This is a genomic window from Colwellia sp. Arc7-D (assembly GCF_003061515.1).
GTDB lineage: Bacteria > Pseudomonadota > Gammaproteobacteria > Enterobacterales > Alteromonadaceae > Cognaticolwellia.
Window position 1 is genome coordinate 652,233 of sequence record NZ_CP028924.1, and the last position, 14,567, is coordinate 666,799.

The following is a 14,567-nucleotide window of genomic DNA, read 5'->3' on the forward strand; positions in this document are numbered from 1 at the left end:
AGCGAGCATAATAATTATGGCTAATTTTAGCACTAACCAGTTCAAAGCTGGACTTAAATTAATGATTGATGGTGAACCTTGTAACATTATCGATAATGAAATCGTAAAACCAGGTAAAGGGCAAGCATTCAACCGCATTAAAATTCGTAAGTTAATATCTGGCAAGGTATTAGAGAAAACTTATAAATCTGGTGAGAGTGTTGAAGGCGCTGATGTTATGGATTCAGAGCTAGGCTATTTATATGCTGATGGTGAGTTCTGGCATTTTATGAATAATGAAACATTTGAGCAAATTGCTGCTGATGAAAAAGCAGTTGGCGATGTGGCAAAATGGTTAGCAGAAGGTGATGTATGTACTATTACTTTTTGGGATGGCAATCCAATTTCAGTTGATCCACCAAACTTTGTTGAATTAGAAATTACTGAAACTGATCCTGGCCTTAAAGGCGATACAGCAGGTACTGGCGGCAAACCAGCAACATTGGTTACAGGTGCGGTAGTGCGTGTACCATTATTTGTGCAAATAGGTGATGTGGTGAAAGTTGATACGCGTTCGGGTGATTATGTATCACGTGCAAGTAAATAACGCTTTATCATCAATCTAACGTTAATGTAGAAGTTAGATAAACTAAAAAGCTCACTTTTTGTGAGCTTTTTTGTCTTTATCGATCAAGGATTATACCTGTTCTGCAGGAGGCACTTGTGAGGTGCGCCCGTCAGGCCAATCTGAGAATGGGAATGGGTAAGACTCTGAGTTAATCGTTAAAAATTGATTAATTTGGTAAGTATAACTGTTTAAGCTTTGCCCAAACCTTACTAACTGACTGTTAGGCTTTTGGCTAAATAACAGCGTGATAAATTGTACAATAGCGATAAGGGTAATAAAAAGTCGAATAAAACCGCTAATAAAGCCAAAGCACAACATGGCTAAACCGCGTTGCCAAATACCTGGATTTTTCCATGAGTTGTTCGTGGCTTTATCTTCGCCAAATAATTCGTTTTCTAGATCTGCTCTCATAAGTAACTCCAATACTGTATTAATGCTGATATCTACTTTATTGTGTGCAAAGTCGAAGCCAATATTTATATACTTATTTATCAATAAATTAACTTTTATCTATTTTATCTCTGTAGTTAATGTAATGACTATTTAGTGAAAAGCACTAATTTTAGATAAAAAAGTAAAAAGCCTGCAATGGCAGGCTTTAGTAAAGTATTCATTTTAATATACGGGCTTAAATACCAATTAAGTTACTTTAAATGTTCATTAAAATAATTTGTCATCATGGTTTTTAAATGCAAAGTAGTACCTTCTCCTTCACGAATACCGTGGCTGCGATTGGGGTATGACATAAAGTCAAACTGGCGGTTATGCTTTATTAATTCATTAATTAAACGTTCAGTACCTTGGTAATGTACGTTATCGTCACCCGTACCATGAACAAGCAATAGCTTGCCTTGTAGATTCTTCGCATGCGTTATAGGAGAGCCTTGCTTATACCCTTCGGCATAATCTGATAATAATCCTGAATAGCGCTCTTGATAAATACTGTCGTATAGGCGTTGATCAGCCACAGGAGCTAACGATATGCCTACTTTATATAATTGAGGATAACGAAATAACATATTTAAGGTCATTGAGCCGCCACCTGAATGACCCCAAATACCTACACGGTCTAAATCAATATAAGACCAACGCTCAGCCATGGCTTTAAGCGCGTCAGCTTGATCCCGTGAAGATAAAATACCTACGGCGCCATAAATAGACTTACGCCATTCTCGGCCTTTAGGAGCGGGTGTGCCGCGATTATCAATTGAAGCGACAATAAAGCCTTGCTCGGTCAACATTTGATCCCAAAAGTAAGCATTGCCGCGCCATTTATCTTGTGCTGTTTGTCCTGCAGGTTCGCCGTAAACATAGAAAATAATAGGGTACTCTTTACTAGCATCAAAGTCGGCAGGGCGCATGATATAACCGTCAAGCACTACACCGTCTTGTGCCGTTACTTGAAAGAACTCATGTTGAGGTTTTGCTAACACAGCCAATTGCTCATTGAGTTTTTTATTGCCCATTAATAAATGCTTACTTTGATGTGCTTCGACTTTAATTAACTGTTTTTGGCTTGGTTGAGCAAAGCTTGAGTGTGTATGAATCGCCCATTGCCCATCGGGCGACATTTGGTAACGATTTGAGCCTGAATATTGCTCAGGTGTTATACGTTGGTTTGATAATGAACCATCAAGTTTGCTGCGATATAAATACCGCTGAGCTACATTGTTAGGTGACGCTATAAAATATATCCAGCCGTTTTTCTCGTCAATCGTTTGTAGGTCTGTAATATCAAATTCGCCAGGAGTTAAGTTCACCATAGTTGAACCATCACGAGATACTTTGTAGATGTGTCGCCAACCACTTCGCTCGCTTTTCCAAATAAAGTCAGTACCATTTTCTAGCCATTTAGCATCATCGTAAAAGTCTAAAAAGGTTTCTTCTTGCTCAGTAAGTATTAGATCTACTGCACCAGTATTGATATTGGTGAGATAAAGTTTATTTGTATCTTGTTTACGGTTAACGTGCTGAATTAATACTTGCTCAGAATTACCCGACCAGTTCATGCGTGGTACGTACATTTCGCGTGAATTATTAGGCAGTTTTGCCCATGTGGTTTTAGCACTTTTTACATTAACAATACCAATTTTAGCCAAAGCATTTTCTTCGCCTACCTTTGGATACGGAAATGTCGTTAACGTAGGATAAAGCTCGTCAGTGTTGTTTATCATGATAAAGTCTTTACTGCCGCTAGTGTCTAGCTGCCAATAAGCAATGCTTTTACCATCGGGGCTCCAACGAAAACCATCTCGGATTGAAAATTCTTCTTCGTAAACCCAGTCAAACAAACCATTAATAAGACCATTGCCGGCATCAAAAGTTAATTGCGTAATATTGTTGTTTTTAATCGTTTCAACATAAATATTGTTATCAACGACATAAGCGACTTTTTTACCATCGGGTGAAAATTTGGCAAACATTAAGCTGCTTTCTTTTACTGCTTTACCGCCTAATTGAATCAGCTTATTTGTTAACAGGTTTAATATCCAATAATCACCACGGCTTTTTGAACGCCATACTTTTTTACTGTTGGTATAAATAAGCACTTGCGAGCGGTCGTCTGACCAAAGGTAATTATCAATTGATAAGGGCGTTTCTTTGTTACTTGGGATGAGTTGTTCTGCAAAAATAAGCACTTGACGATCTAGTGAGTTTGGATCATAAAAAACAATGTCTTCACCAACATTTGTAGTCTGCTCTGAGTCTGTTTCGCCAATTGCTGCTTTGTTAGATTTTTCAATCGCGGTATAACCACTTCCATCGGCTAACCAACGAATTTGTCCAAGCCACTGTGAGCTAAATTCACTCTCTTCATAAATACGTTCTAGGGTTAAAGGCACTGTAGTTACACTTTTAGTTGTGGCCTGCTCATTGGTACTTTGGCAAGCAATTAATGAGATTGAAATGGTCGTTAAAGCACCCCAACGCAAGAATTTATTTATAAACATGGTTTATCCTTAATGTTTTTGTCTACTTTAAGTTTTATACTTAGGCAAGGCAAACGCATTCACCCTAACATTTTGTTAGTTCGTCATTATTAGCGTGATAAGCGCTAAATTTGTTGTTGAAAATATCTAACTTGCCCCCACATTAATGACACGCAATTATTTTGAGGTTCGCTATGCTACCAGCATTAGAAATATCCGGATTAACTAAAACCTATAAAGGTGGCTTTCAGGCACTTAAAGGTATTGACCTGACAGTTAATCAAGGCGATTTTTTCGCTTTACTTGGCCCTAACGGCGCAGGTAAATCGACCACTATTGGTATTATTACTTCATTAGTGAATAAAACTGCCGGAAAAGTAGCAGTTTTTGGTCATGATATTGATCAAGAACTTGAAGCAGCTAAAAGCTTTATAGGCTTAGTTCCGCAAGAGTTTAACTTTAATCAGTTTGAATCATTAATGAAAATTTTAGTTAACCAAGCGGGTTACTACGGTGTTGAGCGCAAGTTAGCTTTACAGCGAGCTGAAAAATATTTAAAGCAGCTTAATTTATGGGAAAAGCGCAATGACGCAGCCCGTATGCTTTCAGGTGGCATGAAGCGTCGATTAATGATTGCACGCGCTTTAATGCATGAGCCTAAAATGCTGATACTTGATGAACCAACTGCCGGTGTTGATATTGAACTTAGACGCTCAATGTGGGAGTTTTTACGTGAGCTTAATAAACAAGGTATCACCATCATATTAACGACGCATTATTTAGAAGAAGCAGAAATGCTTTGTCGTAACATTGCCATTATTGACTCAGGTATTATTGTTGAAAATACCGATATGAAATCGTTACTCGCTAAATTAGATGTTGAAACATTTGTGTTTGATTTGAAGCCTAACAGTTCACCTAGCGAGTTGGCTGGATTAAGTTCTAGAGTTATTGACGGACACACATTAGAAGTTGACGTGAAAAAAACTCAAACGATTAATTCAGTGTTTACAGAACTAAATAATCAAGGCATTGAAGTATTAAGTATGCGCAATAAGAGTAATCGACTAGAAGAGCTATTTGTAGGGCTAGTGGGTAGTGGTAAAGTATCGAACAAAAGCGCAGTTAAGGAATAAGTATCATGGCATCTTCTAGAAATATCATTGCGCTTAAAAGTATTATGCATAAAGAGATCCACCGCTTTATGCGTATTTGGGTGCAAACATTAGTACCACCAGCAATCACCATTAGTTTGTATTTTGTTATTTTTGGTTCATTGATTGGTTCACGTATTGGACAAATGGGTGGCTTTGATTACATGTCATTTATTGTGCCTGGTTTGATCATGATGAGTGTTATTACAAATTCATATTCTAATGTAGCTTCGTCATTTTTCAGTGCTAAATGGCAACGTAACGTAGAAGAAATGCTAGTGGCGCCTGTGCCTAATTGGGTTATTGTTGCTGGATATGTAGGTGGCGGTATGGCGCGTGGGATGTTAGTGGGGGGCATTGTGACTTTAGTTTCAATGTTTTTTGTTGATATTCAAATTCATAATATTTGGGTCATTATTGTAACGGTTGCGCTAACATCAGCCACCTTTGCTTTAGGCGGATTAATTAACGCTATTTTTGCTGGTAGTTTTGACGATATATCGATTATTCCAACGTTTATTCTTACACCATTAACCTATTTAGGTGGCGTATTTTATTCTATCAGTTTATTACCTGAGTTTTGGCAGGGTGTTTCTCAAATTAACCCTATTGTATATATGGTTAACGCCTTTCGATATGGCTTTTTAGGTATTTCTGATGTCAGCTTAACCTTGTCTTTTACCGTACTTGGTGTGTTTATTGTCAGTTTATATACCATTGCTATGGTATTAATTACTAAAGGTATTGGCTTAAGAAGCTAATATCATTAGTCATTAACGTATTGAATTTTTATAGGTAGTATTTGATGAACAACACGGAAATAACCGGTGACTCTAAAGCCATTGTAACGAATCAACCTGGTGTACATGAAAAACTGGTTGAAATTGTTAACAAGCATATTGCGCATCCTTCTCAAAAGCCGATACAAGCACACACTCAGCAAGCCTTTGATGAGATAAATGAAATTGTGCAGGCTTTTTCAGGTGAGGTTATTCTTGATTCGTGTTGTGGTGTTGGCCAAAGTACGCGCTTAATAGCAAAGCAAAATCCTGATGCCTTAGTTATAGGTGTTGATAAATCAGCCCATAGAATTAACCGTAACGTTGATGAAGTTAAACTGGATAATGGCGAAGGCACAGTTAATAATTTTCATTTAGTACGTGCTGATTTAAATGATTTTTATCGTTTGGTAGTTGCCGCTAATTGGCAAGTTACTCAGCATTATATTTTATATCCAAATCCTTGGCCAAAAGCTAAACATGTGCAAAGACGTTGGCACGGTAGTGCGGTTTTTCCACAAATAGTCGCTATAGGGCAGGAAATTATTTTACGCAGTAATTGGCTACTTTATTTGGAAGAGTTTCAAGTGGCAGCGGGCATTTTAAATTTCCAAGGCACAATATCAACCATTAACGTTACTCAGCCTCTAACCCCATTTGAGGCTAAATTTCATGCAAGTGGCCAGCAATGTTGGCAATTACATATTTCCAAATAATTCTAGTGTTAAATTAAAGACAATATTTTGGTTAAATTAACAATTTATTAGCTAATAATTATGAATCACCTAACTGGTTTATAAGCGTTATTTTTTTTATACCTTTTATTTCAAGTGGTTACAGTTTTGGCCTGAATGTTGATATTACTTAGTTATATCAACGTGAAATTTAGGACGAATACCATGACTAATAATATTAAAAAAACTGTATTTATGATGGCATTAAGTAGTTTAGCGATTGTTGAACTCGGCTTAGTTTATATCGCAACTCTGCTGGGCTAAGAGCAACTTTATTGCAATTAAAATTTGCTTTTAACATCAAAATTGGTGGAAATAACGAGACATTTGCTGCTATTTTTATTAAAGTGCCGATCTTATATAAACCTCAACTTGCTTCGGGCAAGTAGTTAATAGTGAATAAGTATGACGGTCAGTAAACGCGCGGCAAAAGTATCTGAAGAGTCTTTACATCGTATTTTTACCATTCCAGTTGCACCCGATTCTACATTGGGACGCATTGAGAATGACATATCTCAGAACTTAGCTGGTTTTCTGGGTGAGCACATTGCGGCCACTGAACAAGCTTTAAGCGAAATTGAAAAAGATTTTGCGGATCCTAAGATCCCTGAAGAGCCTGCTTTTGTTTCAGACCATATGCAGCACTTACTTGATAAGTTAGTGTCTCAGTCCGTTCATACTTCAAGTCCAAATTTTATCGGTCATATGACCTCTGCTTTACCGTACTTTATTTTACCGCTTTCGAAATTGATGGTCGGCTTAAATCAAAATTTGGTAAAAATAGAAACCTCTAAAGCATTTACCCCAATGGAACGACAAGTTCTGGGTATGATGCATCGTTTGGTTTACCAAGATGACGAACCCTTTTACCAGCAATGGATGCACAGTGCGAATCATTCTTTGGGTGCGTTTTGTTCAGGTGGGACTGTAGCAAATTTAACGGCACTTTGGGTGGCGCGTAATAACTTGCTTAAACCTAATGGGAACTTTAAAGGTGTAGCACGAGAGGGCTTGTTTAACGCACTTAAGCACTATCAATACGATGGCTTAGCTATTTTAGTTTCCGCACGTGGTCACTATTCTCTGAAAAAATCAGCAGATATTTTAGGCATAGGCCAAGACAGTGTTATTGCTATTCCAACCGATGAAAATAATAAAATTGACTGCAAACTGCTTGAAGCTAAATGTCAGCAGTTAGCAAGCCAGAATATTCGGGTACTCAGTATAGTGGGTGTTGCTGGCACCACTGAAACTGGCAATATAGACCCGCTTGATAAAATGGCTAATATTGCTCAACGCTACCAAGCACACTTTCATGTTGATGCAGCGTGGGGTGGCGCGACTCTTTTATCTAATAAGTATCGTCCACTACTAAAAGGTATAGAGTTAGCCGACTCAGTGACTATTGATGCACATAAACAAATGTATGTGCCAATGGGAGCTGGCTTAGTGGTGTTTAAAAACCCTGCTTCTGTTGCTGCAATTGAACATCATGCCGAATATATTTTGCGCAAAGGATCAAAAGATTTAGGTAGCCATACGCTTGAAGGTTCAAGACCTGGTATGGCAATGTTGGTGTACTCTGCATTGCACGTTATTAGTCGACCTGGCTATGAGTTACTGATTAATAATAGTATTGAAAAAGCGAATTATTTTGCCGAGTTGATCACCCAACATGCCGATTTTGAATTGGTCACTAAACCAGAATTATGCTTATTAACGTATCGCTATAACCCTGCTTGTGTACAAAAAGTATTGGCTAATGCTGATGACCTAAAACAAGAAGAAATGAACCTATTGCTTGATAAGTTGACAAAATTCATTCAAAAGCGTCAACGTGAAAATGGCAAGTCTTTTGTTTCTAGAACCCGTATCGAAGTACAAAAATACCAAGGTCGTAAAACGTTAGTTTTTAGAGTGGTATTAGCCAACCCGTTAACGTCAAAAACTATTCTACAAGATGTGTTAGCAGAGCAAGTGCTATTAGCACAAGAGAGTGAAAACTTTCTCCCTCAACTTTTATCGCTGAAATAAAGTTCATGGCATAAAAAAGCGACTAACTAAGTAGTCGCTTTAATGTTCGTAAGTACGTTGCTCAACTCACCGAAATATATTTAAGCTAATTGCACTTGTAAGTTATCAATCAACCTGGCTTTACCGCAGTGCGCTGCCGCAAGTATGACTAATTCTTTATCGTCTTCACTGGCTGGTTGCAGTGTGCGGGCGTGACAAATATGAATATAATCCGTTCTCATTCCTGCATTGTTGATATAGCCAGCGGCCTTCTTTGCTAAGCCAATGAAGTCATTATTATGTTGAATTTCTTTCGCTAGCCATTGAATATTTTGGCTCAATGCCGGCGCTATTTTCTTTTCTTCAACACTGAGGTAATTATTTCGCGAGCTTAAAGCCAAGCCTGAAAGTTCTCGGACTGTTTCAACGGGAATTATTTCAATTGGCATGGATAAATCTTCAACCATGGTTTGAATAACTTGTACTTGTTGATAATCTTTTAAACCAAAGCAAGCAATATCAGGTTGTACTAAATTAAACAATTTACAAACTACCGTTGTTACACCACGAAAATGCCCTGGGCGGCTTTCGCCACAATAGCTTTGTGAAACATTGGGTACTTCAACGAATGATTGGTTATCTAGCCCTTTAGGATAAATAATAGCGGGTGTTGGGGTAAATAATACATCGCAACCAGCGGCTAATAATTTTGCTTGATCATCAGCCATTGTGCGAGGGTAATTATCAATATCTTCATTTACGCCAAATTGCATCGGGTTAACAAAAATACTCGCCACGACTTTATCGGCAACTAATTTGGCTTTTTCGACCAAGGCAATATGTCCTTGATGTAAATTACCCATAGTAGGCACAAAAGCAATTTTAAGGCCTTTTTGTCGCCAAAGATTAATTTCGCTGCGTAAACTCGAAATTTTTTCAATTGTTTGCATGGTTATTCTACTTTTTACTCGATGTTTAAAGTGCTCACTTGCTCTTAGCACCCTAGAAATTAATCTTATTGATAATACTTATTTAAAAATATGCTCGGGTCCAGGAAAGTTACCCTTACTGACTTCGTCAATATACAGCTCTACGGCTTTTTGAATATCGCCAGTATCGATTAAAAAGTTACGTGAAAACTTTGGCATGTAACTACACGAAATACCTAAGGCGTCATGCATAACTAAAATTTGACCATCGGTGTCTTTGCCTGCGCCAATACCTATAGTAGGTATCGATACGGCCTCAGTAATGGCCTTGCCTAAACTGCTTGGAATACATTCTAGCACGAGTAACTGAGCGCCAGCGGCTTCTAATGCTTTGGCATTTTCGATCATTTCTTGAGCTTTGGCACTGTCTCTGCCTTGTACTTTAAATCCACCAAAAACGTTGACCGACTGGGGTGTTAAACCTAAATGAGCACAAACAGGAATACCACGTTCAACTAGGCCTTTAATCGTTTCTTCTAACCATTCACCACCTTCAATTTTTACAATACTAGCACCCGCTTGCATTAATTTAGCAGCGTTTATATAGGCTTGTTCAGTGGTTGCGTAACTCATAAACGGCATATCAGCAATAATTAAAGTGTTTTCAACACCGCGTTTTACACATTGTGTGTGATATGCCATTTGGTCAATATCAACAGGGAGAGTATCGTCATGGCCTTGTAAAACCATGCCTAGAGAGTCACCAATTAATATGGCGTGAATACCTGCTTGATCGAATAGTTTCGCAAAGCTGGCATCATAAGCGGTAATGGTGGTTATTTTTTCACCTTGTTGCTTCATTTTCATTAAGGTGGCAGTTGTTATTTTAGCCATATTATTTTCCGTTGTTTATGATGCCGTATTATTATAATGCTAACGTTGATATTCTAACTTAACTTACTGTGAATTTTTAGCCCATTTTTCGCTATCTTACTGGCCAATTCATTAATACTATCACCATCCGGTAAAAATAGATTGGGTGCTATTTCAGCTAACGGCAGTAATACAAACTCTCGTTGCTTTAAGCCGTAATGTGGAATGGTTAAGCGTGCAGTATTAATGACTTGTTGATCAAATAATATAATGTCTAAGTCTAATATTCGAGCGCCCCAACGATTGTCTTTTCGAATACGACCAGTCATGTTTTCAATTTCTTGCAGCTGTTCAAGTAACTCAATAGCGCTGAAGCTAGTTTCAATAGCCACTACCGCATTCATATAATCAGGTTGATCTTGCGGCCCCATGGGACGACTGAAATATAAAGAAGATACTTGAGTTACAATACAGCATTTAAGTTGGTGCAATTTCTCTAACGCGGCAGATATTTGTGCTTGAGGATCAGATAAGTTACTACCTAATCCAATATAGGCGAGTGGCATTACGCTTCGTTACTCGAATTTTGTACTCGAGGCTTTCTGCGCTTTCGAATTGCTCGGCGAGGACCACTTTTGTTTGCCACTACACTTTTAACCATCACTTGTTGTGTTTCTATATTGCAGGCTTGAAAATCTCCCCACCATTTAGCCAATTCTTGAAGTGCAGCAACTTCCTCAACATTTTTGTTGATGGCACCTTCAATTTCAGCTCGTAACAAGAGAAAGTCATAACCTGCTCTAAACTTAGGGTGCTCAAGTGCTTTATATGCACGCTTGCCATCTCGACGCGCTAATTTTTCTTGTAAAATCCAAATATCTTTCATTACCGCTTGAAAGCGTTTTGGAATAGCGATACTACGTTGTTGCTCTGACATTATCTCGCTTAACGCACCAAAAAATGCATCTTGTGGCGTGAGTTGTGTTTCACTGTTCAAGCGCTCTATATGCTCTTGCATTGGATACCAAAGCATTGCAGCAAACAAAAATGCAGGTGTTACACGTTGATCATTATTAACTCGATAATCAGTATTCTTCATTGCAAGGGCAATAAAGTCGGCTAAATATACTTGAGATTGTTGATTAAGTTGTTGATCTACTGCAGGGAAAAAATACTGAAATAAGCTATATTCACGAAGTAATTGAAAGTTTTCTACCGCTTTACCTGACATAAACAACTTCAAAAACTCTTCAAATAAGCGAGCTGGCGGAATATTGGCCATCAGCGGAGCTAGAGATTTTATGGGTGCTTTAGTATCTGCATGAATTTCCATGCCGAGTTTTGTCGAAAAACGAATCGCCCTAAGCATTCTAACGGGATCTTCACGGTAGCGTGTTTCTGGGTCACCAATTAAGCGAATTTGTTTGGCATAAACATCTGCTACGCCATTGGCAAAGTCATAAACTTTAAAGTCTTTGGCTGAATAATAAAGCGCATTGATGGTGAAGTCTCGACGTTCAGCGTCTTCTTCAATACTGCCATAAATGTTGTCTCGCAGTAACATACCATCTTCACTTTGCTTTGACGTTTTTTGACAATTTTTATCTTCATCACTGTCGTGATGGCCCCTAAATGTGGCAACTTCAATAATTTCACGACCAAAAACAATATGTGCAAGACGAAAGCGACGACCAATAAGACGACAGTTACGAAACAAGGCTTTAATTTGTTCAGGGGTTGCATTGGTCGCAATATCGAAATCTTTAGGCGTTAAACCTAAAATAATATCGCGGACACCACCGCCAACGAGGTAAGCGTCATAGCCACCTTTATTTAAGCGATACAATACTTTTAAAGCATTGTGACTCATGTGTTTTCTAGATACAGGGTGCTGATCACGAGAAAGTATAATTGGCTGCTCAAATGAAGGCAGAGTAGAGTTATTTTTTCGTGTTTTTCCAAGTACTTTTTTACACAAATTGATGACGCTTTTGATAATGGTGGACCCCAGTTTTATCATTAAATTTCTCGCGCAATGATATAACAGTGCAAGCAAAAAGAGAATGGAAACAGTGTGAAAAAACGGCTTATAGAACGATTTCTTGTGATTTTGGCACTTGGCTTATCGACCAATGAGTGATTGCCCAGCTTAAAAGCTCAGCAACGTTGGCTTGAAGTAACTCATTAGGCGGTTGTTGGCCAAGAAATTTTAATGCTGAAAATAGTGAAGGGATGGGATTGTTTTTATCAACTTCTGGTGCGTTATTCTGCTTACTTAATTTAAATCCAGGCTTAGCAACGGCTAAAGGAAAGTGGCCGTAACTTGGCGGTTTTTGTTGCAATGTTTGGTAAAAGCTCAATTGTCGTGCTGTTGGTTCGAGCAGATCACAGCCGCGAATAACATGGGTAATATTTTGATAGATATCGTCAACCACCACCGCTAATTGATAAGCAAATAAGCCATCTTTTCTTAGCACGATAAAATCTTCTTGCGCAAGCTCTTGATTACAAGCGACATGGCCTTGAATAATATCGTTAAATTGTGAGATACCGAAAGTGTTAATTACACGCGTAGCACTGTCAGCTTCTGGCTGTGCTAAACCTCGGCAATGGCCTTGGTAAATACCACCAAGAGCTTTAATTTTAGCTCGAGTACAGTGACAATAATAACTGAGTTTTTGTTGGGCTAAATCGGCTAATACTTCGCGATATAGCGAACTTTGTTGGCTTTGATAGAGTACTTGCTCATCCCAATGCAAGCCAAAAAGTTCTAAGGTTTGCAGAATGTCTGTACTCGCACCTGCTTTTTCTCTTGGGGGATCAATATCTTCAATTCTAACAAGCCATAGGCCGTTATTATGCTTAGCGTCTAGATAACTCGCCAATGCAGCAATTAAAGAACCGAAATGTAAAAGACCAGAAGGGGATGGAGCAAAGCGACCGCGATATTGTTGAACAATATTGGGTCGCATAGCTTTCTTAAATTCCAACAAGGTCGAAGGTATTAACCTGCGAGTTGGCGTTCTTTGATTTCTTGTAATGTTTTACATTCAATACAAAGATCAGCAGTTGGACGGGCTTCTAAACGGCGAATACCGATTTCTATGCCACAAGAGTTACAAAAACCAAAGTCATCGTCTTCGATTAATTGTAAAGTCTTTTCAATTTTCTTTATTAGCTTACGTTCACGGTCACGAGTACGTAATTCAAGGCTAAACTCTTCTTCTTGAGCCGCACGGTCAACAGGATCTGGGAAGTTTGCTGCTTCGTCCTGCATATGCGTTACGGTACGATCGACTTCTTGACGAAGTTGTATACGCCACGCATCTAGAATTTTCTTGAAATGTTCTAGTTGCGCGCCATTCATGTATTCTTCTTTAGGTTTTTCGACGTAAGGGTTAACGCCCGCTAATGCTAAAATACCTAATGTTTTCTGTGTTGGCATGCTAATTCTCCTAATGCTACTAGACCTAATTCGACGGTGCATCGTTACATCATGTAACGTCATCGCTTGGTTGCAACTGCCAATTTATGTAGACCTGTAATATTCCACATATATTGTGTTAGCTAGTATAAAATTCAAGGCTTAATTGATAAATAATCATGATAAAATTGAAAGTATTTTTTAATCTTATCTGCTGTCTAAACTTTAATTAAAGTGACAATAATTTTTGAGCAAGCTCTTTTAGCAAGTTTATAGCCCCTACGTCAATCATTATTCTTGCTATTTCTTAGTTATCGCTAAAGTATTACAGGGACTTTGTTGGTTAAAGCAACGTTAAATTTAAGTTGTTCTTTTTTAAATATAACTTTGTAAGCTATGATTTCAACGCCTTGTTGGCTTGCTTCACGTAATAGCTTTGTGTATTTAAGGTCAATATGTTCAGCAGGTTTTACGTCATTGATACCTGAATGGAGCACAGCAAATAAAAGTACCGCTCTATGACCTTTTGCAGCAACGGCTATTAACTCACGTAAATGTTTTTGCCCGCGAAGTGTGATCGCATCAGGAAAATAACCTTGATTATCTTCAAGTAGCGTCACACTTTTTACTTCAATAAAAGTTTCAAAACCATTCTTATTGGTTAAGTGGAAATCTATTTTACTATTCTCTTCACCATATTTAACTTCACGATTTAATGTTTCAAATCCTTGTAGCTCTGAAATAGTGCCATTTAAAATGGCTTTTTCTGCCAGTTGATTAGCGCGAAGTGTATTGACACAAATAAAGTCATTATTTTGAGTTTGTGTTAATTCCCAGCTAAAAGGATATTTGCGTTTTAAATTGTCAGAAGTACTATACCAAACAATATCATTAGGTATCGCACAGCCACTCATTGCTCCTGTGTTTGCTACATGAATGGTACAGTCACTATCATCTTCTAATGTTATATCGGCGAGAAAACGTTTGTAACGTTTAATCAACGTCGCCTTTTTGAGGTTAATTTCCATTTTATTGAATGGTTTATTTTGAATGGTAAAGAGTATTTCGTTTATTTTACGTTATTCAGTCTTGAACTGCTAATTCATTGGCAGATATAAACACTC

General features: G+C 38.1%; 14 protein-coding genes. 5 read left to right on the plus strand and 9 right to left on the minus strand.

Going from position 1 to position 14,567, the window contains the following annotated elements:
- Positions 1-16: 16 nt before the first annotated feature.
- Positions 17-586: an elongation factor P gene (gene efp / locus DBO93_RS02835; RefSeq protein WP_108454974.1), complete on the plus strand. Its 570-nt coding sequence runs from the start codon at positions 17-19 to the stop codon at positions 584-586.
- 90 nt (positions 587-676) lie between these two features.
- On the opposite strand, the gene DBO93_RS02840 is transcribed toward efp, so the two are convergent.
- Positions 677-1,018: a DUF4389 domain-containing protein gene (locus tag DBO93_RS02840; RefSeq protein ID WP_108454975.1), complete on the minus strand. Its 342-nt coding sequence runs from the start codon at positions 1,016-1,018 to the stop codon at positions 677-679.
- A gap of 233 nt (positions 1,019-1,251) precedes the next feature.
- A complete protein-coding gene (locus DBO93_RS02845; RefSeq protein ID WP_108454976.1) occupies positions 1,252-3,558 on the minus strand; it encodes a S9 family peptidase in 2,307 nt (768 codons plus the stop codon).
- A gap of 173 nt (positions 3,559-3,731) precedes the next feature.
- On the opposite strand from DBO93_RS02845, the gene DBO93_RS02850 reads away from it, so the two are divergent.
- The 4 genes from DBO93_RS02850 to panP all read left to right on the plus strand — a co-directional run bounded on the left by DBO93_RS02850 (position 3,732) and on the right by panP (position 8,238).
- Complete coding sequence (locus DBO93_RS02850; protein ID WP_108454977.1) at positions 3,732-4,673, plus strand: ABC transporter ATP-binding protein; 942 nt, start codon at positions 3,732-3,734, stop codon at positions 4,671-4,673.
- Between the two features lie 5 nt (positions 4,674-4,678).
- Positions 4,679-5,452 carry an ABC transporter permease gene (locus DBO93_RS02855; protein ID WP_108454978.1) on the plus strand — a complete coding sequence of 258 codons (774 nt, stop codon included), beginning with the start codon at positions 4,679-4,681 and terminating at the stop codon, positions 5,450-5,452.
- A 44-nt stretch (positions 5,453-5,496) separates the two neighbouring features.
- Positions 5,497-6,186 carry an SAM-dependent methyltransferase gene (locus tag DBO93_RS02860; protein ID WP_108454979.1) on the plus strand — a complete coding sequence of 230 codons (690 nt, stop codon included), beginning with the start codon at positions 5,497-5,499 and terminating at the stop codon, positions 6,184-6,186.
- Between the two features lie 423 nt (positions 6,187-6,609).
- Positions 6,610-8,238 (plus strand): pyridoxal-dependent aspartate 1-decarboxylase PanP, encoded by a 1,629-nt coding sequence (panP, locus tag DBO93_RS02865; protein WP_108454980.1) that lies wholly within the window; start codon positions 6,610-6,612, stop codon positions 8,236-8,238.
- 80 nt (positions 8,239-8,318) lie between these two features.
- On the opposite strand, the gene panC is transcribed toward panP, so the two are convergent.
- The 7 genes from panC to sfsA form a co-directional block, all read right to left on the minus strand.
- Positions 8,319-9,167: a pantoate--beta-alanine ligase gene (panC, locus tag DBO93_RS02870; protein WP_108454981.1), complete on the minus strand. Its 849-nt coding sequence runs from the start codon at positions 9,165-9,167 to the stop codon at positions 8,319-8,321.
- 78 nt (positions 9,168-9,245) lie between these two features.
- A complete protein-coding gene (gene panB, locus DBO93_RS02875) occupies positions 9,246-10,040 on the minus strand; it encodes a 3-methyl-2-oxobutanoate hydroxymethyltransferase (protein ID WP_108454982.1) in 795 nt (264 codons plus the stop codon).
- A 53-nt stretch (positions 10,041-10,093) separates the two neighbouring features.
- Entirely contained in the window at positions 10,094-10,585 is a 492-nt protein-coding gene (gene folK / locus DBO93_RS02880) for a 2-amino-4-hydroxy-6-hydroxymethyldihydropteridine diphosphokinase (RefSeq protein WP_108454983.1), read from the minus strand.
- Entirely contained in the window at positions 10,585-11,997 is a 1,413-nt protein-coding gene (gene pcnB, locus DBO93_RS02885) for a polynucleotide adenylyltransferase PcnB (protein WP_239059093.1), read from the minus strand. Before pcnB ends, folK begins: the two co-directional genes overlap by 1 nt.
- Positions 11,998-12,106: 109 nt before the next feature.
- On the minus strand, positions 12,107-12,991 hold the full coding sequence (gluQRS, locus tag DBO93_RS02890) for a tRNA glutamyl-Q(34) synthetase GluQRS (RefSeq protein WP_108454985.1): 885 nt from the start codon (positions 12,989-12,991) through the stop codon (positions 12,107-12,109).
- A 32-nt stretch (positions 12,992-13,023) separates the two neighbouring features.
- The gene (dksA, locus tag DBO93_RS02895; protein ID WP_108454986.1) at positions 13,024-13,464 is read right to left on the minus strand and encodes an RNA polymerase-binding protein DksA; all 441 of its coding nucleotides are present in this window, start codon (positions 13,462-13,464) and stop codon (positions 13,024-13,026) included.
- 296 nt (positions 13,465-13,760) lie between these two features.
- Positions 13,761-14,471 (minus strand): DNA/RNA nuclease SfsA, encoded by a 711-nt coding sequence (gene sfsA / locus DBO93_RS02900; RefSeq protein WP_108454987.1) that lies wholly within the window; start codon positions 14,469-14,471, stop codon positions 13,761-13,763.
- Positions 14,472-14,567 lie beyond the last annotated feature (96 nt).